This window comes from Mesorhizobium sp. B4-1-1 (genome assembly GCF_006439375.1).
Classification (GTDB): domain Bacteria; phylum Pseudomonadota; class Alphaproteobacteria; order Rhizobiales; family Rhizobiaceae; genus Mesorhizobium.
In genome coordinates, this window is sequence record NZ_VFTH01000003.1 from 372,289 (window position 1) to 397,051 (window position 24,763).

General features: G+C 63.0%; 18 protein-coding genes and 2 pseudogenes. 10 read left to right on the forward strand and 10 right to left on the reverse strand.

Annotated elements, in window-relative coordinates; translation table 11 throughout:
• The first annotated feature begins 62 nt into the window (after positions 1–62).
• From FJW10_RS06470 to FJW10_RS06490, 5 genes and pseudogenes are all read left to right on the forward strand, one after another.
• Positions 63–2,420 (forward strand): glycoside hydrolase family 16 protein, encoded by a 2,358-nt coding sequence (locus FJW10_RS06470; protein WP_140899242.1) that lies wholly within the window; start codon positions 63–65, stop codon positions 2,418–2,420.
• A 105-nt stretch (positions 2,421–2,525) separates the two neighbouring features.
• Positions 2,526–5,168, forward strand: coding sequence for a type I secretion system permease/ATPase (locus FJW10_RS06475; protein WP_181177433.1), 2,643 nt, complete (start codon positions 2,526–2,528; stop codon positions 5,166–5,168).
• Positions 5,155–6,579 carry an HlyD family type I secretion periplasmic adaptor subunit gene (locus FJW10_RS06480; protein ID WP_140899244.1) on the forward strand — a complete coding sequence of 475 codons (1,425 nt, stop codon included), beginning with the start codon at positions 5,155–5,157 and terminating at the stop codon, positions 6,577–6,579. Before FJW10_RS06475 ends, FJW10_RS06480 begins: the two co-directional genes overlap by 14 nt.
• A 154-nt stretch (positions 6,580–6,733) precedes the next feature.
• Positions 6,734–6,952: pseudogene (locus tag FJW10_RS06485) on the forward strand (phosphomannomutase/phosphoglucomutase); the annotation flags it as partial.
• 103 nt (positions 6,953–7,055) lie between these two features.
• Positions 7,056–9,356 (forward strand): mannose-1-phosphate guanylyltransferase/mannose-6-phosphate isomerase, encoded by a 2,301-nt coding sequence (locus FJW10_RS06490; protein ID WP_140899245.1) that lies wholly within the window; start codon positions 7,056–7,058, stop codon positions 9,354–9,356.
• A gap of 607 nt (positions 9,357–9,963) precedes the next feature.
• On the opposite strand, the pseudogene FJW10_RS06495 reads toward FJW10_RS06490, so the two are convergent.
• Positions 9,964–10,355: pseudogene (locus FJW10_RS06495) on the reverse strand (amidohydrolase family protein); the annotation flags it as partial.
• The gene (locus FJW10_RS06500; RefSeq protein ID WP_140899247.1) at positions 10,352–11,326 is read right to left on the reverse strand and encodes a LysR family transcriptional regulator; all 975 of its coding nucleotides are present in this window, start codon (positions 11,324–11,326) and stop codon (positions 10,352–10,354) included. The pseudogene FJW10_RS06495 and the gene FJW10_RS06500, both read right to left, overlap by 4 nt.
• 161 nt (positions 11,327–11,487) lie before the next feature.
• Between FJW10_RS06500 and FJW10_RS06505 the strand changes: the two genes are divergently transcribed.
• Genes FJW10_RS06505 through FJW10_RS06525 form a run of 5 tightly spaced genes read left to right on the forward strand, consistent with a single transcriptional unit; the run spans position 11,488 to position 17,861 of the window.
• A complete protein-coding gene (locus tag FJW10_RS06505; protein WP_140899248.1) occupies positions 11,488–13,257 on the forward strand; it encodes an adenine deaminase in 1,770 nt (589 codons plus the stop codon).
• Positions 13,258–13,286: 29 nt separating this feature from the next.
• On the forward strand, positions 13,287–14,300 hold the full coding sequence (locus tag FJW10_RS06510; RefSeq protein WP_140899250.1) for a BMP family ABC transporter substrate-binding protein: 1,014 nt from the start codon (positions 13,287–13,289) through the stop codon (positions 14,298–14,300).
• 33 nt (positions 14,301–14,333) lie between these two features.
• Positions 14,334–15,851 (forward strand): ABC transporter ATP-binding protein, encoded by a 1,518-nt coding sequence (locus tag FJW10_RS06515; RefSeq protein ID WP_140899252.1) that lies wholly within the window; start codon positions 14,334–14,336, stop codon positions 15,849–15,851.
• Positions 15,848–16,930 (forward strand): ABC transporter permease, encoded by a 1,083-nt coding sequence (locus FJW10_RS06520; RefSeq protein WP_140899254.1) that lies wholly within the window; start codon positions 15,848–15,850, stop codon positions 16,928–16,930. Before FJW10_RS06515 ends, FJW10_RS06520 begins: the two co-directional genes overlap by 4 nt.
• A complete protein-coding gene (locus tag FJW10_RS06525; RefSeq protein WP_246674133.1) occupies positions 16,923–17,861 on the forward strand; it encodes an ABC transporter permease in 939 nt (312 codons plus the stop codon). The genes FJW10_RS06520 and FJW10_RS06525 overlap by 8 nt, the downstream gene beginning before the upstream one ends.
• A gap of 120 nt (positions 17,862–17,981) precedes the next feature.
• Here FJW10_RS06525 and FJW10_RS06530 read toward each other — a convergent pair whose 3' ends face one another.
• From FJW10_RS06530 to FJW10_RS06565, 8 genes are read right to left on the reverse strand one after another with little or no spacing between them, the layout of a single operon-like run.
• Positions 17,982–19,151: a pyridoxal phosphate-dependent aminotransferase gene (locus FJW10_RS06530; protein ID WP_140899258.1), complete on the reverse strand. Its 1,170-nt coding sequence runs from the start codon at positions 19,149–19,151 to the stop codon at positions 17,982–17,984.
• A gap of 50 nt (positions 19,152–19,201) precedes the next feature.
• The gene (locus FJW10_RS06535) at positions 19,202–20,314 is read right to left on the reverse strand and encodes a proline racemase family protein (RefSeq protein ID WP_140899260.1); all 1,113 of its coding nucleotides are present in this window, start codon (positions 20,312–20,314) and stop codon (positions 19,202–19,204) included.
• 55 nt (positions 20,315–20,369) lie between these two features.
• Positions 20,370–21,632 (reverse strand): ABC transporter substrate-binding protein, encoded by a 1,263-nt coding sequence (locus tag FJW10_RS06540; RefSeq protein ID WP_140834929.1) that lies wholly within the window; start codon positions 21,630–21,632, stop codon positions 20,370–20,372.
• A 45-nt stretch (positions 21,633–21,677) separates the two neighbouring features.
• A complete protein-coding gene (locus FJW10_RS06545) occupies positions 21,678–22,097 on the reverse strand; it encodes a DUF4440 domain-containing protein (protein ID WP_140899262.1) in 420 nt (139 codons plus the stop codon).
• Positions 22,094–23,146: an aldo/keto reductase gene (locus FJW10_RS06550; protein WP_140899263.1), complete on the reverse strand. Its 1,053-nt coding sequence runs from the start codon at positions 23,144–23,146 to the stop codon at positions 22,094–22,096. Before FJW10_RS06550 ends, FJW10_RS06545 begins: the two co-directional genes overlap by 4 nt.
• Before the next feature lies 1 nt (position 23,147).
• A complete protein-coding gene (locus FJW10_RS06555; protein WP_140834926.1) occupies positions 23,148–23,495 on the reverse strand; it encodes a TIGR04076 family protein in 348 nt (115 codons plus the stop codon).
• Position 23,496: 1 nt separating this feature from the next.
• Positions 23,497–23,985: a DUF3830 family protein gene (locus tag FJW10_RS06560; protein WP_181177435.1), complete on the reverse strand. Its 489-nt coding sequence runs from the start codon at positions 23,983–23,985 to the stop codon at positions 23,497–23,499.
• Positions 23,982–24,716: a GntR family transcriptional regulator gene (locus tag FJW10_RS06565; protein ID WP_140834925.1), complete on the reverse strand. Its 735-nt coding sequence runs from the start codon at positions 24,714–24,716 to the stop codon at positions 23,982–23,984. The genes FJW10_RS06560 and FJW10_RS06565 overlap by 4 nt, the downstream gene beginning before the upstream one ends.
• Between the last annotated feature and the right edge of the window lie 47 nt (positions 24,717–24,763).

Genomic DNA, 24,763 nt, shown 5'->3' on the forward strand with positions numbered 1-24,763 from the left:
GCGCACTTGGCGATGCGCGGCAGTGGAATTTTCTGTTTTCAACGCCAAAGAAGGATCACGGAATGGCTCTCTCCGCACCCGTAGGCTTTGCCTCTAGCGACCTCGTCTATCAGGAAAACTTCTCCGGTACGGCGCTCGGCAGCGATTGGCACACCTACATCACAAGCAAAGCCGCCAACGGCTGGCCATGGAATACCAACGGGTCGGGAGGAAGTACGCCGGGCGGCCCGTATAATGCCGACTACGATGTGCCGAGCCAGGTGTCCGTGAGCAACGGGACCTTGGATCTCACGGCGGTCCGACAACCCATCAGCGGTGTCAATCAGGGGGGAACGGCACAGACATTCCCGGTCACGTCCGGCGCCGTCAGCAGCTACGGCAACTTCGAATTCAACGGTGGCTACCTTCAGATCAGTATGAAGGCGCCGAGCGGCGACGGCGCATGGCCGGGCCTTTGGCTGATGCCCGGCAATGGCGCGGGCAGCGGCGACAATTTCGAGCTCGATATACAGGAGGGCGGATTTACCGGTTCGGGACCGGCGGACCAGAATTTCTCCTGGCATCTCCACGGGCCGTCAGGGTGGGTCGGCAACACCATCGACAGCGGCATCGACCTCACGGCCGGCTTCCACACCTACGGCATCTATTGGGATCCTGGCAAATCGATCACCTGGTATCTCGACGGGAAGCAGATGGCGCAAGTGACCAGCGCACAGGCCGCGATCCCGGATGAACCGATGCAATTGATGATGAACAATGGGGTCGCGAATTCGAACGCGTCCGGATGGCATACGGCGCTGGATAGCTCGACCCCTTCGTCGATGCGGATGCAGATCGACCAGGTCCAGCTCTATCAAAAAGCGGGCAGCGGAGACACCGTCACGGGTGCCAACGTCAGTCCCCAGACGATATCGTCAACCTCCACGACGCCGTCAACGACCCAGCCGGCAGTGACGCAGCCGGCAGTGACTCAGCCGGCGGTGACGCAGGTCGCCGCCTCACCGACAACGGGGATCGAGCATACCGGCGATGCCATCACGTTGACGGTCGGCTTTAACAAGGCGGTGACCGTCACGGGTACGCCTGCACTGTCGCTCAATGACGGCGGAACGGCCAGGTATGTCGGTGGCTCGGGCACGAACGCGCTCACCTTCCGCACCACCGTCGCGCCGACGGACGCGAATACCTCGGCGCTCGCCATTACCGGAGTCAATCTTCCGAGCGGCGCGAGCATCAAGGATGCATCTGGTATTGCGGCGAACCTCTCGGGCGCAGTGAAGACGTTCTCCGGTCTCCAGATCGATCCGGTTTTGCCGGCGGTGACGCAGGCCACAGCCTCGCCGGGAACCGGTACCGAGCACGTTGGAGACGCGGTCACGCTGACACTCGGCTTCAACGAGGCAGTGGCGGTATCGGGCACGCCGACGCTATCTCTCAACAATGGCGCGACCGCCACCTATGTGGGCGGCTCCGGAACGGGCGCGCTCAACTTTCGCACAACTGTCGCGTCGACGGACACCAATACCTCGGCGCTCGCCATCACCGGGGTCAATCTACCGAACGGTGCGAGCATCAAGGACGCGAGCGGTGTCGCTGCTAATCTTGCGCGCGCGGTGAAGACGTTCTCCGGTCTCCATGTCGTGACGTCATCGACAGCCCCATCGACCCCAACCACAACGCCAACTACGCCAACGACCCCAGCCACTCCAACCACACCGCCATCGATCGCGCCGGTCCTCACCATCGCGGATCCGACGCTCAACGTGAGCGGGCTGGGCGGTACGGTCGACCTAGGGGTCAAGGTGACAACGACCGACCCCAACGATGTCGTGACCGTGAAGGTGACGGGCTTGCCGAGGTACGAGAGGATCACCGACAAACTCGACGGCAAGACGTTTGCCGGCAAGAACATCACCTTGACGGCCGCGCAGGTCGACAGCGGATTGACGCTGCAATCGAACTATAAGGGCGCGGCTCATCCGGTGGCGACACTCACGCTGACTGCAACGGCGAAGGATCCGGTCACCGGCGCCGTCGCGACAGCCTCGCCGCGGACCATCGCCGTAACGGATCCTCGGCCTGCGGCCACCACGACTTCGCCGCGGGTGATCGCCCAGACGGATCATCAGCATGCTCCCGCTACGTCGCTAGGGTCCTCGGCAACCCGGGGCCTTGCTTGGCTGCACGAGCATAGGAACCTGGTCGCCGGCCCCACTACGACCTTTGCGCCGCGAAACAGTGCCATGGCGGATCATCCGACCGGCACAGCCACGACGTCCCTGGCAAGCCAGAGTTTTGCGGTACTGAACCAGTATCTGGCCGGCCACTCGGGCCATGTCGACTCTGGTCAGATCGTCGCGTCCTTGTCGAATGGAGCCAACTGGAATCACGACTCGTACCTGACCAGACCGCAACATTGATCGCCTCCGCACCCAGGGGCTTCAGCGCCTGGGTGCGGCACCGTCAGGTTTGTGCTGAGAAGGAACATCGAACGCGGACGCGTATCCGCGAAGGGTTAAGCCGGAATGGCGATGCAGAACGAGAATGCCCACGCCGCAGACTTTGGATTTCGAGCCCTGGCTCTGTTCCTTCGCTTTCATGGCGTAAACGCTAAGCCCGACCAGATCCGCGACCGCTGTGGCGGCGGCGGTGCAATCGGCATCCGCGCGATGCTTCGTTGCGCCCGCGAGTTCGGGCTTAAGGTCGGTTCGCGCAAGACACGGTGGAAACAACTTGCGGGTATCCGGTTGCCCGGCATCGCTTCACTGCATGATGGCGGATTTCTGCTTCTCGGAAAGGTCAGCGACAAAGGCGCGGTTGTGCTGCATCCGCCCTCGTCAAATGCGAAGCTGATCACACGCGCGGAATTCGAAGCAATCTGGGACGGCCGTTTGATCTTGGCTGGATCACAGAACATTGCGCAGCGGGCGCTTCATGCCCTTATTGGCCGCGGGCGTGATCTGGCACGGCGCGCCTGCGATATCTTGATGCGTGCTCGTTTCGCCGATCGAGGCGATAGGGCCGCCCAGGCGGCGAGCACTGCGTCTGAGAGCGGCGATGACTCAGGGCTCATCGCCTTGGCGATATTGCTGCGTTGCCATGGCATCGCGGCCGAGCCGGACCAAATCCGGCATCGCATGGGCGCGGCGCGAGTGGGTGTTACCGAAGTCCTGCGCTGTGCAAAGGATTTCGGACTCAAGGCTCGGGCACAGAGGACGAGCTGGAATCGGCTTGCGGTTACTCCGCTGCCGGGAATCGCCGTGCTTCGGGACGGTGGATTCCTGATCCTCGGCAAAGTCGTCGACGACAAGCTCCTCGTTCAGCGCCCATCGTCGCCGCAACCCATTACAATGACCCGGGCCGAACTTGAGTCCATCTGGGACGGCGACATCATCCTGATGACCCGGCGCGCGGCCCTGACGGACCTGTCCCGTCGGTTTGACATCGGCTGGTTTCTCGGCGCGGTCCACAAGTACCGCCATCTTCTCAGCGAAGTGCTGATCGCGTCGTTCTTCCTTCAGATCTTTGCCCTCATCTCGCCGCTGTTCTTCCAGGTGGTCATCGACAAGGTTCTCGTGCATCGAAGCATGAGCACGCTCGACGTCCTGGTCGCGGGCCTTATCGCGCTGACCGTTTTCGAAACTGTTCTCGGCACGCTGCGCGTCTATCTGTTCGCGCACACGACGAACCGCATCGACGTCGAGCTCGGCGCCCGGCTGTTTCGTCACCTGATGGCGTTGCCGATCGCATATTTCCAGACACGCCGCGTCGGGGATTCAGTCGCACGCGTCCGCGAGCTCGAGAATATCCGGCAGTTCCTGACGAGCTCGGCGCTCACGCTTGTCATCGATCTCGTCTTCACCGTCGTTTTCATTGCGGTGATGTTCTATTACACGGCTCCGTTGACGCTGATCGTCCTGTCGTCGTTCCCATTCTACATCGGCATTTCTGCGGGAGCTGCGCCGCTGTTTCGCCGGCGCCTTGATGAGAAGTTCGATCGCGGCTCGGAGAATCAGGCTTTCCTGGTCGAGACCGTCACGGGCGTCGAGACGCTGAAGGCCATGGCGGTCGAGCCGCAGATGCAGCGCCGCTGGGAGGAGCAACTCGCCGCCTATGTGACCGCAAGCTTCCGCGTGCTCAGCCTGAACAATACGGCGAGCCAGGCGGTGCAGATGATCAACAAGCTGGTCGTCGCCGCGACCCTTTACTTCGGCGCCAAGCTCGTGATCGGCGGCGACCTGACCGTCGGCGAACTCGTCGCATTCAATATGCTGGCCGCGCGCGTGAGCATGCCTGTGCTGCGGCTCGCGCAGATCTGGCAGGATTTCCATCAGGCCCGCCTGTCGATCGATCGCCTTGGCGATATCCTCAACACCATTCCCGAGCCAGGCTTCAATCCTGGCCGCGCCGCACTGCCGGCGATCCGCGGTCAGGTGACATTCGAGCACGCGACTTTCCGCTACCGGGTCGACGGCCCCGAGGTGCTGCACGATGTATCGTTCAGCGTCGAGCCCGGTCAGGTCATCGGCATCGTGGGCTCCTCGGGCTCCGGCAAGAGCACCATCGCCAAGCTGATACAGCGGCTCTATGTGCCGGAGAGTGGACGCGTGCTGGTCGATGGCGTCGATCTGGCGATGGTCGACCTAACCTGGCTTCGACGCCAGATCGGCGTAGTCTTGCAAGAGAACGTGCTCTTCAACCGATCCATTCGCGAGAACATCGCGCTCGCTGATCCGGCTATGCCCATGGAGCGCGTCATTGCAGCGGCCTCGCTTGCCGGCGCTCACGATTTCATCCTGGAGCTGCCCGAGGGCTATGACACCATCGTGGGCGAACGCGGCAGCAGTCTTTCCGGCGGGCAACGCCAGCGTGTCGCAATCGCCCGGGCACTCATTACCGATCCGCGCATCCTCATCCTCGATGAGGCGACCAGCGCCCTGGATTACGAAAGCGAGCGCGCCATTCAGCAGAACATGAAACGAATTTCTGCCGGCCGAACCGTCTTCGTCATCGCTCATCGGCTCTCGACCGTGCGCCACGCGAACCGGATCATCACGATCGAGCATGGACGCATCGTCGAGGATGGCACCCATGATGACCTGATCCGCTCGAACGGGCGCTACGCAAACCTCCACTATCTGCAAGCTGGCATCCATGACGTCCGCTAGCCGAAACATCGTCCCATTTCCGAGAGCCCAAGTTCGCCGCCGGGAGCACGAAGTTGCGTTCCTGCCGGCAGCGCTCGAAATCACCGAAACGCCGCCGTCACCGATCGGCCGCGCGATCGCGGCGAGTATCGTCGCGGTCTTCTGCGTCGCGCTGGTGTGGGCATCGTTGGGCAGCATCGATATCGTCGCAACCGCGACGGGCAAGATCGTGCCAGACGGGCGCAGCAAGCTGATTCAGCCATTCGAGACGGGCGTTGTCCGCGCCATCAATGTACGCGATGGACAGAGCGTGAAGGCCGGCGACGTGCTGATCGAGCTAGACCCGACCATGACGGAAGCCGACCAGGAGCGCCAGAAAAGCGATCTTCTTTCGGCCGAACTCGACGTCGCCCGGCTGCGCGCGGCGCTCGCGGAGGATCCGCTCGCGGCCTTCCGGCCGCCGCAGGGCGCGGGCGACGGGGAGATCGAGATGCATCGTCAATTTCTGGTCAGTCAGGTCGCCGAACAGAACGCCAAGCTCGCGGAGATCGAGCGCCAGCAGAATCAGCGGGAAGCAGAACGATCGACGACTTTGGCAAGCGTCGCGAAGCTCCAGGCGACGACGCCGGTGCTGCAGGAGCGAGTCGACATTCGCAAGAAGCTCGTCGACAACGCGCTTGCTTCGAAGGTCGACTATCTCTCGGAGTATCAGGAGTTGGTCGGCCTTCAGCAGGATCTCAACCTGCAGCAGAGCCGGCTGCGCGAAGCCGATGCAGCCATCGCGGTGCTAAGGGAGACGAAGGAAAAGACCGCCGCGGAGTATCGGCGCGCGACCTATGACGCACTCGCGAAAGCCGACCAAAGGGTTGAGAGTGCCGAGCAGGAGGAGATCAAGGCAGAGCAGCGCACGAAGCTCCAACGATTGACCGCGCCGGTCGACGGCGTCGTGCAACAACTCGCCGTTCACACGGTAGGAGGCGTGGTTACGCCTGCTCAGCCATTGGCCGTGGTGGTTCCGAGCGAGAGCCATCTCGAAATCGAGGCCATGCTCTCCAACCGAGATATCGGATTCGTCCACCCGGGACAGAAGACGGAAATCAAGGTCGACACATTCAACTTCACCCGCTACGGGCTTCTTCATGGAGAAGTGCTCAGCGTGTCACCGGACGCCATACCTCGCGAGAGGCAGAGCGATTCGAACGACCGCGTATCGGGCGCAGAGCAGAGCGACAGTGAGCCGAGGGGCCAGGAACTGGAATATGCCGCGCGCGTTTCGCTTGACCGTGCGTACATGCAGGTGGACGACAAGCTCGTCAAGCTCGGTCCGGGCATGGCGGTGACGATCGAGATCAAGACCGGCGCGCGCAGTATCATCGGCTACTTTCTCTCGCCGCTGGCGAAATACAAGCAGGAAGCGCTGCGAGACCGTTAAAAAGCGCACGAGACATCCTTGCGGCCGTCGGCAGGCATGCTCCAATTGTATGGGGGTGCGAACCGGGGCATTTGGGCTACCCCCAATTCATGAAGAGAGCCCGGGCCCGGCTGCATGTTAGGATCGTCCCGCACGCAATTGCGGATCAGAAACCGTGACGCTCAACATAGCCGGCCAGGCCAAGTCGAACACAGTCGCTTTCGAAACCAATGCTCTCATCAGGGCCACTGGCTTCCGCGAATACGACGCGCGTTGGTGGTTCGGGCATCCGGGCTCCGAGGAAGAGCCCGAGCGCAACTTGATGGAGGTACAGGCGCTCGGCATGGGGCCCGGCACCATGATCCATCGAATGGGCGTAGGCCCTGACATCGTCCATAACTTCCTCGGTCATTCCGTGGCGTCCCAGGCTCTCGATTCTGTCCTGTGCCGCAATCCAGAAATCGGCGCCTACAATCAGACATGAGAGGAACTGGACCATGCCGGGCCGGATCGTATGTTTTGTCATGAGCGGGGGCGTTGGTTCACGGCTTTGGCCGCTCTCGCGCGAAGACAATCCCAAGCAATTCCACGACCTTTCCGGCGACGGATCCATGCTTGCGAAGACCGTCCGGCGTCTCAAGGCCCGGCCCGAAGGTGAGACCCCAATCTACCTGATAGCGTCCGAGCGGCATGCCGATCGCGTTATTTCCGACATCGGTCCACTCGGCCTGGACGGCGGAAGACCGATTTTCGAGCCAGTTGGCCGCAATACCGCCGCGGCAGTCGCCATAGCCACCCTGCAAACGATCTTCGAGCATGGCGGCGACGCGCTTGTGCTCGTGGTCCCCTCCGATCATGAGATATCAACCGAGGCGCAATTCTGGGAAACGGTCGAGGTGGGCCGGCCTGTGGCCGAGTCAGGACGCCTTGTCATATTCGGCATCAGGCCGACACATCCGGAAACCGGGTACGGTTACATCGAGGTTGCGGCAAATGCCGACGGCGTGGCCGCCGTTGCGCGCTTTGTCGAGAAGCCCAATGCCGAGACAGCTTGCCAATATGCGTCGTCGGGAAGGTTCTATTGGAACGCCGGCATCTTCCTGTTTCGCGCAGACACGATGCGGCGAGCATTTCTCGAGTTCCGGCCAGACATCTGGGACAGCGCCGAACGGGCCCATAAGACCGCACGGGACGACGTTTCGGGCATCTACCTGCCACAGAGTTTCTACTCGGCTGTCCCGTCGACCTCGATCGACTACGCCGTCATGGAGCATGCCCACGATACCGCGATGGTTACGGCCTCCTTCCGCTGGAATGATCTTGGATCGTGGCAGTCGCTGCTCGAAGCCAGCCCGACCGACAGCGACGGCAACGTCGTGATGGGGGACGTCGTCGCGATGGACTGCAGCAGCTCCTACCTTCGAAGCCAGGGCAGACTGCTGACCGTCATTGGAATGAAGGATGTAGCCGTGGTGGCAACGCCAGACGCGGTATTCGTCGCCCCCGTCAGCCACAGCCAGAACGTCAAGAAGGTTGTCGAACAGTTGGAGAAGAGCGGACGACTCGAGACCAAGTTAACAGCGTCGGAAGACCGGGTCATCGTCAGCGGGTCATGGCGCAAGCGCGTCGAGCACTGGCTTTTCAACGAAACCCTGCCGGTGTGGTCCACTGCAGGCGTTGACGACGTGTATGGCGGATTCCATGAGTCGCTCGGTTTTGATGCGAGGCCGCTACGCAAGCCCAAGCGCACGAGGACGATGGCTCGTCAGATCTACGCTTTCGCGGTGGCCAAGGAGCGCGGTTGGCCTGGACCCGCCGAAAAACTTATCAACCACGGGATCGACTTCATCGCGAAATACGGTCGCACCGACCGCGGCGGCTGGGTACGCACCCTAAATTGCAACGGCAGCGTGGCTGACCCTGCGGAGGATACCTACGACCAAGCCTGCATGTTGCTGGCGCTGGCCCACGCTCATCGATGCGGCCACCAGGACGCCCTACGGCTTGCACAAGAGACATTTCATTTCATCGACACGCATCTCGAGGACGCCAGCCTGAACGGCTTCCTCGAAAGCCCCGTCTGGAGCGGGGTGCGGCTCTCGAACCCACACATGCACATGCTGGAATCCTTCCTTGCCTGGCATGGCGTCACGGGCGACCGCGCATACCTGCGTCGCGCGGCACGCGTCATCGATCTCTTTCGATGCCATTTCTTCGACCAGGAGAGCTGGACACTTGGAGAACGCTTCGACGTCGATTGGCTGCCGTTGCCGGGAGACGAGGGACAGTGGACCGAACCAGGGCACCATTTCGAATGGGCCTCCCTCCTCGTCGATTTCGCGCGGGCGAGCGGCCAGAAGGACCTAGTTGCGTATGCGAGAAAGCTCTATTCGTCGGCGGTTGCCAGCGGTTTGAACCGGGCCACGGGTCTTGCCTATGCAGCCGTCTCGCGCCACGGACTGCCCCTCGACCGGCTTTCGCGAAGCTGGCCGCAATGCGAGGCGATCAAGGCGGCAGTTGCCCTTGATGGTATTGGCGGGCCTGATTTGAAACCCGAGATCGAAGCGCGCGTCGCCCGGCTCTTCAGATGGCATATCGATCCCGCACCGCTTGGCTTATGGGTCGACAGGATTGATGAGCGCGGAAGGTCAGTGGCGACGGAGGTCCCCGCGAGCATCTTCTACCACCTGGTCACAGCGTTGATGCAGTACCTGGACAAGACCGGGGGACAGGTCGAGGCTTTCCCGCTGCCAGTTTCGGAAACAGCTAAGTCCTCTCTTAGGCAGGTCTACGCCTGACTTGGCGGTCGGTCCCTCGTCAGGCGGAACGCAGTGCAAGCTCGCTGGATTGCCGAGGGGCTTCACGCTGCTCGGACTGAAAGTCGCTTGGCGCCTATCTCGTCGAAGCCGAGCCTTCGACCAGCGGCTCATGTATGTGATTGGCAGGCGTAGGCTTCTGCCTCCGGCGCTCGAGCTTTTCGTGCCGGGTCGCCCCCGCACTGAGATCCTTCGGGCGTTCATTTTCGGGCGTCATCCCGACGCCATGCGTTGTAAACATTAGCAAATACTGATATATGGCTTACGGAGCCGGCTGGCTCACAACGGCGGGCTCTAGGCCCGGCAGTCATACCCGCACACCCAAACGGCAAGATTGTCGGGCCGCTTTATGGACAAGTCATCCAACATCGAGTTCTTGCCCGTCGGGCAAAGGTGAGGGTGTTCGCCTCCTCGATCCTCAGGCTTGAGTGCCCAGCCCCCGTCTGCTGGCCGATCCTGACAATGTCATCCAATACCGAACGGATCTGCGGCCATGGAAACTCAGGGGCGTCCTCTGAAGGCTGCCCTTCGCTCAGGACCGCGTCGAACTTGGCCGCCACTCCCGCAAGGAACGTGTCGGGGGTCCGGCCGCCTCGTCGTGCATCAGCTTGACGCCCGCCATGCCGAGGACGTTGGCGATCTCATGCGGGTCGATCACCATCGAGGTGGTGCCGTGCGGGATGACCGCGCGCGAACTCGGTAACGGTCACCATGCCGCTCTCGACATGCATATGCGCGTCGCAAAGGCCAGGCAGCGCGTAGCGGCCCTCGCCATCGATAAGCTGCGTCGCGGACCGACGGCATGGTCGGCATTCGGGCCGACGAAGGCGAAGCGGCCGGCGGCAATCGCAATATCCGTTCCGGGATCTCCCCCGAATGGACATTCACCCAGCGCACGTTGCAGATCACCATGTCGGCCGGCGTGCGCCCCATGGCGACATCCACCAGCCGCGGCGCACATTCGAACCGGCTTTTGGTCATCTGTAGTTTTCTGTTCCGGAACGCGCGCCCGCAAAGGGGCGCACGACCTCGACGCAATACCTCGGCGAACTGTAAGCGGCGCGCTGGCGGTAATAGTCCAGGCAAAAATCCAGGAAGGCGGCGAACTTGCGCGACACATAACGGCGTCGCATGTAGAGAAGGTTGATCGCAACCAGTGGCGAACGCCATTGCGGCAGTACCGGCACCAGATCGCCGTTCATGCACTCGATCTCGGTGAAGAAGGCTGGCAGATAGACGATGCCCTCGCCGGCCACGGCGAAGTATTTCAGCATCCAATAGTCGTTCGCCATGCACTGCGCGGCGGGCGTGAAATCGACCGTTTCGCCGCCGCTCTCGAGATGCCAGGATTGCACGCCGCTCGGCCGGCGGAAGGCGACGGCTCCGTGGCCCGCCAGATCCGCAGGCGCCGACGGTGCCCCGAATTGCTCGATGTAGCGCGGGCTGGCGTAGAGGCAGAACGACGCTTCTCCGAGCTTGCGCGCGATATAATCCGAATTCGCCGGCTCGCCCCAATGGAATATGCCGTCAAAGGGCTGGTGCTTCTCCGGTGCCAGGAAATAGCCCAGCGAAAGGAAGATCACGTCGACATGCACCTGCGGAAACTTTTGGCGGAAGGCGAACAGCAGTTCCGAGGTGAAGGAAGTGCCGAACTCGCCGGTCGAGCCGATCGTCAGCGTGCCGGCGATATCGTGACCCGCCTCTGCGATCGCCGCCTTGGCTCCTTCGCAGCTTTCCTTGATGCGTTGCGCATGGTCGAGGAATTCGGCCCCGGCATCGCTCAGATGCAGTTCCCGGCCGTCGCGCACAAAGAGTGCGACGCCCAGTGAATCCTCCAACGCGCGCACTTTGTGGCTGAGGCTGGACTTGGGCAGCCCATACAGTTTCGCGGCGTGCGAAAGCGACTGCGCCTCCGCCACCTTGATAAAATAGTCGATCGCTTCAAAATCCATCGATCGTCCAAGAATTTGAACGGTATGTTCAAAATTGGCAGAGAACTGCCGTTTGCATGGACGACCCTAATACGACAGGATCAGAGCGTGCAAGGCGGGATTTTTTGGCGCAGACAAGCTTGGTCCCGAGCTCGAGTAAGACGACACGAGCGGAGATGAAGTTGTCCGACATACGCGAATTCATCCGCGCCGGCCGCGCTGAGCATAAATCGACACTCATCGTCAGCGGCGGCACGCTGGTCAACGTCGCTTCGGGTGAGATCTACCCGGCCGACGTCGCCGTCTACAAGGATCGCATCGTCGCTGTCGGAGACGTCTCGGAATATCGCGGCCCCGAGACCGAGATGATCGACGCTACCGGTCATTTCCTCTGCCCTGGCCTGATCGACGGCCACCTCCACGTTGAATGTTCCAAGATGTCGGTCACCAGCTTCGCCAAGGCGGTGGTGCCGCTCGGCACCACTTCGATCGTGTCAGGATTGGACCAGATCCTTGTGGTGTCCGGCCTGGAAGGCGCCCGCGAATTCCTCGACGAAGCCAAGGGAACCCCTCTCAAGATCTTCTGGGGCGCACCATGCAAGACACCCTACACGCTGCCGCGCTCCAACGTCGGCTATTATTTCGGACCGGACGATCACCGCGCCACCCATTCCTGGCCGGAATGCGTCGGCATATGGGAGACGGTGCGCGAATTCGTCGACACGATGGATGAGCACGTCCTGCAGGCGGTCGAGATCGCCGAAAAGAGCCGTCTGCCGATCCTCGGCTGCTCGCCGATGTGCCGCGGCAATCGGTTGAACAGCTACCTGCAGGCCGGAGTACGCTCCGACCACGAGAGCTACACGGCGGACGAGATGCTGGAGAAGCTGCGCAAGGGCATGCACGTCGTCATTCGCGAATCCTCCATCTCGCATTTTCTCGAAGAGAACCTGCGCATCGTCACGGAGATGGGAATAGCCGCGACGAGCCGGATCAGCTTCTGCACCGATGACGTGGTCGCCTCGGATATCCTGGCCCGTGGCCACCTCGACAACATGATCCGCATGGCGGTCGCAATGGGAGTTCCGCCGCTCACCGCCATCCAGATGGCGACCATCAACGGCGCCGAGGCGTTGCGCATCGGCCAGAAAGTCGGCTCGATCTCGCCGGGGCTCGCCGCCGATATCCTGCTGGTCAAGGATATTGCGGATTTCCGTGTCTCGGCCGTGATTGCGAAGGGGAGGCTCGCCGCTCGCGGCGGCAAGCTCGTGGACGATCTTGCGCCGCCTGCCCGCAGCGCCCTTGTCACCGACACATTCAAGGTGGCGCCCGTTTCGCGGGAAGACCTTTTGGTGCGCGCGCCCGGAGCGGGCGACAAGGCAGCCGTGCTGACGATCGCCGTTACCCCCGAGAAGATTTTCGTGCGCACGCGGCGCGATGTCCTGCTGCCGGTCCGCGACGGCTATATAGAGGCCGATCCATCACAGGACGTGCAGTATCTCACCGTCGTCGAGCGCTATGGCCGCACGTCCAACCGGCCGGTCGCGTTCGCTTCCGGCTTCGGACTGCGCTCAGGCGCACTCGCCACTTCGACGGCGCCCGATGACAACAACATCGTTTGCGTGGGCACCAATCCCGACGACATGTCGTTGGCGATCAACCACATCATCGAGAACAATGGCGGCCAGGCGGTGGCGGACAGCGGTCGGATCGTGTCGTTCCTGCCGCTGCCGATCGGCGGTATCGTCTCGGACGTCGACCCTGCGGAGATGGCGAAGAAAGAGCAGGAGCTCGACGACGCCGCGCGCGAACTTGGCTGTAAGCTGCCATGGCCTTTCATGTACATGTTCGTGCTACAGATCACCGCGATTCCCGATTTCGCGATAACCGATCTCGGCCTGATCGATTGCATAAACCTGACGGTGGTCGATCCGTTGAGCCAAGCTTCATAACTGGGAACGCTAGAAAAAGGGAGGGAACCATGCTGAAGACCTTTGTCGTGGCTGTTTCGCTCGTGGCCGCGACGTGGTTGGCGGGCGGCCGCGCACAGGCCGAAGAGCCTACCAAGCTCAGGATCGCCGGCATTCTATCGGCCGGCAAGGAAGCGCCGTGGGAATCTTCCTTCGTGAGTTCCATGGACCGGATCATCGCCGCCAAGCCGCACGGCGTCGACATAGAGGTGAATTATACAGAGAACGTCTCCGATAATGCCGAGCAGGTGTTCCGCACTTATGCGGAGACCGGCGACTACGACATCCTGTTCGGCGACACCGCCTACGTCGATGCGATCGAGAAGCTGAAGGACGAATTTCCCAACACGATGTTCGTCATGAGCGGTTCGGGCAATCGCGGCCTTGGCGGCAATGCCTATTGGATGTTCGTCCACGCGCACGAGCCCGCCTATGTCATGGGGCAGTTGGCCGGCAAACTCACGAAGTCGAATGTCGTCGGTGCCATCTCCACATTCCCGGCCGAAGACACCAACGATCAGATCAATGCCTTCTTCGCCGGCGCCAAGGACGCGAATCCCAAGGTGAAGCAGAAGATCACCTTCATCCAGTCCTGGTTCGATCCGGCCAAATCGAACGAGGCAACCTCGGCGCAGATTGCCGCCGGCGCGGACATGGTCTACCAGATGTCGGGCGCCTTCGAGGTTTGCGAGGAGCGCGGCATAGGCTGCTTCGGCAATTATGTGGACATGTCGAAAGTGGCGCCGAAGTCGATCGTCGCCTCCACCATCGTCAAATGGGATCCGCACATCAACTGGATCATCGACGAATGGTGGAAGGCAAAGACCACGAACGCCAAGTTCGACGCGCCGAAGGAACCAAGGTGGTTCACCTGGCAGCAGGGCTCGGGCGACCTCGTTCTCAATCCCGCCTGGGAAGCCAAGATGCCCGACGACGTGAAGGCGCTTGCGGCTGAAACGGCCAAGGCCATCCAGGGCGGCGGGAAGAAAATCGAGCTCAATCTGAACGAGCCGAAATCGGACTGACGCGGGAGAGGAGTCAAGCCGGGCCGACCCGAGATGAGCAAAATACCGCGCCTGTCGGTGCGGCACCTGACGAAGCGTTTCGCTGCGCTTGTCGCCAATGACGACGTCTCGCTCGACGTCATGCCCGGCGAATTGCATTGCCTGCTGGGGGAGAATGGCGCCGGCAAGTCGACGCTGTCGTCCTGCCTTTACGGGCTCTACCAACCCGACGCGGGCGAAATTCGCGTGGACGGCAAGACCGTCCAGCTACGCTCGCCGGGCGAAGCCATCCGCGCCGGCATCGGCATGGTGCACCAGCATTTCGTCCTCGTTCCCGGCTTCACCGTGCTGGAGAATGTGGCGGTCGGCACGGGCTCCGGCTGGCGGCTAGGCCGGGCCGAGGCTCTCTCCAGGATCGAGGCGATCTGCTCCACCTACGGCATCTCGCTCGATCCGCACCAGCTTGTCGGCGACCTTTCGGTGGGCGAACAGCAATGGGTCGAGATCGTCAAGGCGCTCTACACCGGCGCCAGACTGCTTATCCTCGACGAACCGACGGCGGTGCTGACGCCTGAGGAATCGCGCCGCCTGTTTGCGATCGTGCGTCGGCTCACCAGCGAAGATCTGTCGGTCGTGCTGATCAGCCACAAGATGGCGGAAGTGATGCAATCCGACCAGGTCAGTGTGCTGCGCAAGGGCAGGTTGGTCGGAACGGTCGTAACCTCGGACGTCAGCCGCGGCGAACTCACCACCATGATGGTCGGTCGCTCCGTTGCGGCGCCGGCGCGCGCCGGAGATGCGAAAGCGCCCGGCAGGACGGTGCTTTCGGTGCGTGGGCTCACGCGGCTGCGCGATCGGAGGCCCGTGCTGGACAACGCGTCTGTCGACATCGCAGCCGGCGAGATCGTCGGCATTGCCGGCGTTTCCGGAAATGGCCAGGACGAGCTGTTCGAGTGCCTCGCCGGCCTCAGCCCGCTCGATGGCGGTACCATCTTGCTCGACGGCGAAAAGCTGCAAGCGTACTCGCCGGCGACGATGGCGGCCAAAGGCGTTGGCTACGTGCCTAGCGACCGCTTCCGCGACGGCCTCGTTGCCGATCTCGATATCGGCGAGAATCTCGTCCTCGGCCAGCAATGGCAAGCGCGCTGGCGCAACGGGCCGTTCATCGACGCCGCGGCGCTCGACGCGAACGCGCGCATGGCGATCAGCGCCTATTCGATTGCCGCAACCGGGCCGTCTGCACCCTCTCGTAAATTGTCTGGCGGCAACGCCCAGAAGATTATCCTCGCCCGCGAGTTCGCCAAGGCGAACCGGCTTCTGCTGTGCAACCAGCCAACGCGTGGACTCGACGTCGGCGCCATCGAGTTCGTCCACCGACAACTCCTGCGCAAGCGCGACGAAGGCTGTGCCATCCTGCTCGCGAGCGAGGAACTGGAGGATCTTTTCGCGCTCAGCCGTCGTATTTGTGTGATGTTTCGCGGCCGCATCCTTGCGGTGCTCGATACGGAAAAAACCACCTATGACGAAATCGGCAGCCTGATGGCGGGCCACGGGAGCGAGGCTGCGGCATGACCGATTTCAACCTCGCGGAGTGGCGCCTCGAGCGCCGGCTGGAACCGCGTCCGACCGCGCGCATCGTTGCGCTTGCCTTGGCGGCGGCAGCGGCGGTTCTGGTGTGCAGTCTGCTTTTCACCGCCGCGGGCGCCAGCCCAGGGGCGGCCTTCGCGGCTCTCCTGCAAGGCAGCTTTGGCTCGTTGCGCGCTGCCGGCGAAACGCTGGTCAAGGCCACGCCTCTGATCTTCACCGGCCTTGCCGCGTGTGTCGCCTTCCGCGCGCGCATCTGGAACATTGGCGCCGAAGGCCAGGTTTTTGCCGGCGCCATGTTCGCCTATTGGTTGCAGAACAACCTCGCCGGCTTCTCGCCTTTCGTCCAGATTCCCGTGGTCATAGCCGGTGGCATTGTCGGCGGCGCACTCTATGCCGGCCTTGCGGGCGTGCTGAAGACCCGCTTCTCGGTCGATGAGGTCATCTCGACCGTCATGCTCAACTACATCATCGTCTACGTCCTTTCGCTGCTGCTGCTGCGCGGCCCGTGGAGCGAGGCGGGCGCCTTCTTCGAACAGACGCCGAAGGTCGATCCGGGCGCGGCGCTTCCGCTGCTGTTTTCCGGTTCGCGGCTGCATTCCGGCTTCCTGCTGGCAATCGTGACGGCTGGGCTGGTTCATGTGTTGTTGACGCGCACGCCGCTGGGCTATGAGATCAAGGCGGCCGGTTCCAACATGCGCGCGCTCGATGTGCAGGGCACCAACACCCGGAGACTGATCCTGACGGTGCTTCTTGTTTCCGGCGCGCTTGCGGGGCTCGCGGGGATCACGGAAGTCTACGGCGTGCACTACCGCCTGAAGGCGGGCATCGTAGCAGGCTACGGCTACAGCGGTATCATCGTCGCCATCCTCGGCCAGTTGCATCCGCTTGGTGTCGTCGTCGCCTCGGTGCTGTTCGGGGCGTTGCTAAACGGCGCTACGCTCATGCAGATCAAGACCGGCGTACCCTCGGCGCTGATCTATGCCATCCAGGCGATCCTGCTTCTGTTCTTCCTCGCCGGCTGGGCGGCGTGCAATTTCCGCCTGCGGAGGGTCGGCCGTGCTTGACGCTCTCCTTCAAACCTCAATCCTGATCAGCGTGGCGGCGGCCACCATCCGCATCAGCACCCCACTCCTGCTCGCCGCACTTGGCGAACTCGTCGCAGAGCGCAGCGGCGTCTACAATATGGGCCTCGAAGGCATGATGCTGATGGGAGCCTTCACCGGCTATCTCGCCGCCTATGAAAGCGGGTCGCTGTGGCTGGGCGTCCTCGCAGCCGGACTAACCGGCGCACTGATGGCCCTCGTCTTTGCCGTGCTGGTGATCACGCTGAAAGTAGAGCAGATCGTTACCGGTCTTGCCGTCAACCTGCTCGGCGCCGGCCTTTCCACCTACTGGTTGCGTTCCGCTTTCGCCGGCGACGGCAAGACGCCGACCATCCCCTTCTTCGCCGATGCGCCGATACCGGGCCTGAGCGATATCCCGGTGCTCGGCCCCATTCTGTTCGACCAGCGGGTGCTGACCTATATCGCCTTTCTGATGGTGCCGGCGGTTTGGCTCTTCCTGTTCAGGACGCGCTATGGGCTGATCGTCCGTTGCGCCGGCGACAATCCCAAGGCCCTCGATGTAAAGGGGGTGAAGGTGGCGCCGGTGCAATATGCAGCCGTGGTCTTCGGCGGCCTGATGGCGGGCCTTGCCGGCGCGTTTCTCTCCGTCGGCCAGGCGGCGCGTTTCGTGCCGGACATGACCAACGGGCGCGGCTGGCTGGCCATCATCATCGTCATCGCCGGCCTGTGGCGGCCCTACCCGATTTTGGTGGCGGCGCTGGTGTTCTCCTTCCTCGACGCGCTGCAATTGCAAATCCAGGGCGTCGGCATTGCCATTCCGTACCAATATATGTTGATGATGCCTTATGTTGCGGCGATCGTCGCACTGATGATCCGTCGCTCGCGGACCAGCGCCCCAGCCATGCTGGGCGTGCCGTACACACGGGAATAGTGGCGGTGGATTTATTCTACTGTTGCTTACACGACTTGACCCCGCAATGGGTGCAATCCTGTAGGTTCGTTTCTATACTGAAGCCGACGGCAGGCTTCAGAATATCCGTGAGTACAAAGATCAAAGCGAGCCAAAGAACCTCTGCAGGCGATCCATTGCCTCGGAGATACGCTCGATCGACTGCGATCCGAAGCACACCCGCAAATGGCCCTCGCCGGCGGAACCGTAGAAACTGCCGGCCTCGACGACTACGCCGGTCTTTTCCAGGATCAGCTCGGCCAGTTCCTGCGACGGCAGGCCGAGTTCCGCGGTCCTGGGGAAAGCATAGATGGTGCCTTCCGGCCATTCGCAGGTGACGCCCGCCATTTGGTTGAGACGCGACACCACTAGGTCGCGCTTCGTCTTGTCCTCATGAACCAGCTTGGCCAAGATGCCGTCTGGTCCCGTCACCGCCGCGAGGGCCCCCTCCTGAATGAAGGTGTTGACGTGGGTAACGTCATTGGTGGTGATCGTGAGGATACCCTCGATCATCGCCTTCGGTGCCGCCAGATAGCCGATGCGCCAGCCGTCCATGGCGAAGCTCTTGGTGAAGGCGAACATGGACACGGTGCGTTCGCGCATCCCCGGCAAGGAGGCGATCGAAATGTGGCTCGCGCCATCGAACAGGATCTCCTCGTAGACCTCGTCCGAAATTACCACCAGGTCGTGGCGGATGGCGATTTCGGCCAGCGCCTCCAGCTCGGCGCGGCTGTAGACGCGGCCGGTGGGATTGCATGGGTTGACGAGGCACAGCATCTTGCTGGTGGGAGTGATCTTTGCCTCGATCCGTTTCGGATCGATGGAGAAGTTGTTGGCGGCGTCCAGCTCGGCGAACACTGCCTTGCCGCCAGCGAGGTCTATCTTGCCGAGATGCTGCGGATAATAAGGTTCGAGCAGGATCACCTCGTCGCCCGGATCGACGAGCGCCATGATGGATGCATACGAGGCGTGGGTGAGGCCATTGGTCACCACGATTTCCGAAACGTCGACATCGAGGCCGTTCTTGACGCGCAACTTGTCGGCAAGCGCCGCGCGCAGCCTTGGCAATCCCTGGAAGTGCGAATAGTGCACATTGCCGGCAAGCAGGGCGTCGATCGTCGCCTGCTTGACCGGAAGGGGCGTGTCGGCATGCGGGCTGCCAAGTTCCATATGGATGAGATCGCGGCCGGGCTCAGTGATGGCGGCCGCCTTGGCGAACATGCCATAGGACTTCTTGCGCCCCTGAGTGATGCGTCGGGCGAGATACGACATGGGGCGGGTCTCCTGTTTGACGACGCGGTTTCGGCCGCCGGATCGAGGTGTTATGCAAAGTAGCCGGCGCCGAGCGGGTCGGCGGGGTCGACCAGCAGCGTGCCGCAGGCCGTAATCCACGCGCTGCCCTCGACCTCGGCGACGATGGCCTGGTGTCCCTCCCATGCCGTTCCACGCAGCGGGACGCCGCGGTAGATGGTGCCGAGCAGGCCCTCGTTGACGAAAGTTTCGCCGACCTCCAGCTCGCCCTTGGCGACGAGCGTGGCCATGCGCGCGCAGGTCGCGGTGCCGCAGGGCGAGCGATCGAACGATCCCGACGACGAGATCGGCACATTCCTGTGCCGGGCGGACGGGTGGCTGGGCAGGCCGGTCCATACGATGTTGCCGATGGTCGGCGCGGGCATCTCGGCCGAGCTCGACAGCGCCATTCGCGCCGCCAGCGCCTCCCGCACGGGAACGGCGGCGGCGACGAGGCAGCCGATATTGGCGGCCTCGATGGCGGAGCGGGCAGCCGAAACCGGAATGAAGGCATACCACTGGCCGGCATAGGCGACGTCGACGGCGAGCGGTGCGTCGCCGTACGGAGCGATGTCGAAGCTTCCGAGGAAATAGGCGCCGTCGAACGCGAAGGCCACCGCCTTGCAGCGGCCGTCCTCCAGGCTTGCGCGCAGGGCGACGCGGCCGGCTGGTGTCTTCAGGCCGAACTCGAGCGGACCGCAGAAGCGGTCATGCGGCGGCACCATGAGACCCAGTTCCAGGAGCGTGGTCGCCGTGCCGATCGTGGCGTGGCCGCACATATCCGGATAGGTCGAGGCATCCATGAAGACCACGCCGAAGTCCTCGCCCTCGCGCGCGGGCTGGATCAGCGCGACGGAGAACATGGAGCGATGCCCGCGCGGCTCCATCACCGACACGGTTCGCACCCAGTCGCGCTCGCCGCGAAGGATTTCGCGCGCAACTGTGGGGTCGGTGCCGGGCACCAGGCCGTGCCCCGAAAGGATGACCCGCGTCGGCTGGCCGCATGTGTGCGAATCGACCACTTCGAGCGAGCGGAAGGCCGGGTTTCGGGAGCGCAGCAGATCGAGGGCGGGTTGCATCGGCACGGGATGGCTCAGGTTGTTGTAGGTACCGGCGCGTGAGTTCGCCGCGCCGGCTTGTGGCATCTTGCAGCCGGGCGCGCGGCGCCCGGTGCTGCGTCTGGCTGGATCAGACCGCTTGCTACTTGATCTTCGCCTTGAGCGCCGCGACGTCCTCCATGGACATCTCGCCCGTCGTCGTCACCTTGCCGTCGGTGACCTTCCACAGCCGAAACGGCCCGGTGATGTCGCCGTACTGGTCGAAATTGACAGGCCCGATGACGCCCTCATAGCGGATAGGCTTGCCTTCCTTGATCAGCTTGAGCGCCTTGGCGAATTCCTCCTTGCCCGCGAAGATCGGTTCGCCCTTGGGATCGACCACCTTGTAGATGGCGTCCTTGATCTTGGCCGGGTCCGGCCCGCCGGCAACCGCGATCGCCAGGCCGACGATGGCTCCGGCGTCGTAGGCGCGGTCGGCGGCCGGGTTGGTCGGCTCGATGCCGCCGGAGAAGGCCTTGTAGTTAGCGTTGAAGTACTCCGTCGATTTGGTCGGGCTGGTGCCGGACGAGGTGCCGTAGGCATTGTTGAGATATTCGGCGCCGACCGATTCGATGAAATCGGGATTGTTCATGCCGTCATTGAGCAAGAATTTCTGCACACCGCCCTGCGAGATCCAGGTGCGAGCGATGGTCGCTCCATCCACCGGCGTGCTGACGAGGTAGAGCGCATCCGGGCTGCCGGCCATCGCGGCGGTGACTTCCGATGCATAGGTCGACTGCTTCTCGTTGTAGGGCGTGTCGGAGATGATGGTGCCGCCCAGTGCCTTGTAGGCGCTGGTGAACTCGGCCGACATGTTGACGCCGAAGTCGTTGTTGACATGGATGATGGAGAGCTTCTTGAAGCCGCTGTCGACGGCGTATTTGGCCGCCGCGACGCCCTGCAGCGCATCGGACGTGATGGTGCGGAAGAAGATGCCGTTGGTCTTGCCGTCGCGGCCGAGCTTGGTCAGCGTCGGCGAGGAGGCGGCGGGCGAGACCTGGACGATCTTGGCCGGCGCGGTGACGGAGGTGAGGATCGGGATCGTCACCGAGGAGATGATGCCGCCGATGATGGCCGGCACCTTCTTCACCTGGACGAGCTGCGTGGCGGCGTCGACCGCGACGTTGCCCGTGCTCTGGCTGTCGCGCGTGTCGGTCACCAGGCTGCAGCCGTCGACACCGCCGGCGTCGTTGATATCCTTGAAGGCCATTTCGACTGACTTGGCGCCGGCCTGGCCGTATTCGCCGGCCGGGCCGGTCAGTTCCATAACCACACCGACGGCGATCTTGCAGTCGGCAGCGTGGGCGACGCCCGCCGTGCCGGCAAGCAGCAGGGCGGCGGTGAGCTTAAGCATGGTTCTCTTCATCTTGGTTCCCCTTCTAGACGTGATCATTATCGAGATTGAACCCAGTCATTCGCTGCCAACCACCTGCATCCAGGTCTCATGCAGGTGGCGCCATTCGACGCCGTTCGGCGCCGATGGATTTTCGGTGAAGAACGCCGAGGCCAGGCGCGCCGTTCTCGCACCGGCACGCCGCTGCCACTCGACATAGGTAACAAGGACGGCGTGGCGGTCTTCCCAGACGAGGTGGATATCGGTGATCTCGATGTCGAAATCGCCGTCGAAGGCGCCTCGGTTGGCGCGCACGTAGCCGACGACCGCCTCTCGGTCGAGAACGGCGCCGGAGGGTGGGATCATCCGCATCCCAGGCCCCATGGCACGTTCGAAAAGACCGAAATCGGCGCCCTCCGCCGTCGCTCCATCGTACCATTCGACGAAGAAGCGATGGAGCGCTAGGATTTCCGCGCTGGCCTTGCCGAACAGGCTCATGTCCTACCCGCGTTCAGATTGTAGTGCATGATCGAGCCGTGCCGGCCGGTGCGGTCCCGCTCCAGCGTGTAGACGTCGCCGGCGAGCCCGCCGCTCTTGTCGATCACGGCCTGGATGGAGGCGAGATCGTCCTTGTCCAGCTCGAGGTCCATGATCGCCGCGTTGGCTAGCGCATGATGCTGGTTGCGGGCGCCGACGATGACTGCGGCGACCAATGGCTGCCCCAGCACCCAGGCGCTGGCGACGCTGGCGATGTCAGCGCCGTGCTTGTCGCCGATCGCCTTCAGGGCGCGCAACATCTCCTGGAACAGGATCCAGCCGCCGAAATCGTCGATGACCAGTTTGTATTTGACAAGCGAGCGGTTCTCGAGCCGCATGTCGGGCTCCGCCGCGCCCAGCCATCTTTCGCTAAGGAACCCGCCGGCCACCGTGCCGTAGCACAGGAACTTGATGTCGTTCGCCCGGGCAAGATCGGTGAGGCCGCCGGCCGGCCGCTGGTCGAGCACCGAGTACTGCAACTGCTCGCTGACCAGCGGAACGCCGGCGTCGAGGATGTTGGTGAGGCGCGGCACGTCGAAATTGGTGACGCCGACATTGCGGATCCTGCCTTCCAGGTGCATCTCGTTCAGCCAGCCCATGGCATCGACATAGGCCGGCTGCGAATAGTCCCACCAGTGGAACTGCACGAGGTCGAGCCGTTCGGCTCCCAGCCGCCTCAGCGAGGTTTCGACGATGCCCCTGATGTATTGCCGGCTGATCTTCGGCAGCACTTCCAGGTCGGGCACCAGTTTGGTGTGTACCTTCATCCGCGCCGCCGCATCGGCCCCGCGCTCCTTCGCGAGTCTGAGCCGTGCCGCGCCGATCAGTTCCTCGACGCCCGTGTATATATCGGCGCAGTCGTAAGTCGTAATGCCGGCATCGAAGGCAGCGACAAGATCGCTCACGGCTTGCCGCGGGTCGATGGCACCGTGCCCTCCGGCCAACTGCCAGCCGCCCCGGATGACGCGGGAAATGGCATAGCCCGGCGTGAGTTCGAAAGTTCGGCTCATGCTACGCGCCCTCTTTTGGCAATGGCACCGCCGTTGTTTGCGCGTGGCTGAAGCGACGCTTGCCGAGCCTCACGATCCTTAGCCGGCTGGCGCAATTCGGGTCCGGACAGGCGATCTCGGCGTCGGACGTCATCCAGTCGTTCTTGTGCGTGGGTCGCTGCTTGGCAGCCAGCAGCGGCAGCACGGCGGACAGGGAATAGACGGAAAAGCCCTGCCCCGGCGGCAATGTCAGCATCTCGCCGCGCAGTTCGAAATAGTCGCCCTCCTTGGCGCCGCAATAGATCGGCTTGCCTTCGGGGATGACGGCCTCGACGCGCAGGTCGTAGAGTTCGAAGCTGTCGTCGTCCATCTCAGACCTCGGTCCGCGCGAAGGTAACGTCGCAGGCGCCGCTCCTGCGGATGATCGCGCAGGCGGCGGCCAGCGCGTCGCGCTCGTGCGCCTGGACCTGCGCCACGATGCTGCCTGCGAGCCAGCCGATCGGGAAGAGCAGGCGCGCGCCCGCGCCGTAGAACAGGCCGATGTCGAAGATGGCGTCGGGGTTACCACCCCACATGCGCGGCGGCACGTAGGAAAGCACGATGTCACCCGGCTGCGGCGTAAGCGTGGCGTTCTCGGGCGGCAGCGGCTTGGCATAGGGCGCGTGCCTGAGCTGCTCGGCCGGTATCGGGCAGGAAATCTCCGGCCCGGTCCACATGGCGTGGATGCCGCCGACGATGCGCGGCTCGTGGAGATAATTCCACAGGAAAGCCGCGTTTTCAGGGGCCTTGCTGTCAAGAAGGGGAGCCGAGACCGCAAGGCCCGATCTGGTTTCGGTGATGCGTATCGCGCGAATCTTCATTCGGCGGGCTCCCAAGTGGTGGCGTTGGCGTTCAGCTTGTCGCGCAAATGAGCGAAGGGCCGGCTGATGTCGGCGACAAGCGCCTCGCGCGCTGCTTGCGCATCTTTTGCAGCGAGCGCCGCGACGATGCGCCGGTGATAGTGCGCCGTGTCGACCTGGCGGGCTTCCGAGAAAGCATAGATCGCCACGCGTATGCATGGGCCCGACTGAAGCCAGAGGCTTTCGATCATCGGCATCAGCACCGACGATCCGCAGGCGCGGTATATCTCGAAGTGGAAACGCTGATTGAGGACCAGTTCCTGGTCCACGTCCTTCTCGTCGACCAGTTCGCGGATCTCGTCCCATTCGGCCAGCATCGCGTCGACGGTGGCGACCTGGCTGGGCGTCATGCGGGTTGCGGCGAGCGTAATGGCCTCGCCCTCGATCAGGATCCGCGCCCGCAGCAGGTCGTCCATGCGCTCGGGTGTGATCGGCGGGACACGCGCCGACCGGTTGGGCATGGCCTCCAGAGCCTTCTCGGTGACAAGCCGGCTAAGCGCCTCGCGAACCGGCATGGTGCTGGTAGCCAGCGCATCGGCGAGCATGCGGATGGTCAGCACCTGGCTCGGCGCGAACAGGCCGCTGATGAGCGCACGCCGCAACTCGCTGTAGACGCGGTCCTGCACCGTTTCACGGCCCACCGGCGCGAGTTGGGCAAAGCCTTCGTTCTTCTCGGCGGTCGACTTCAGCATGCCGGTCCCATTTTCAGCTTGCGAAATATCCTAAGCCCAATATTGTG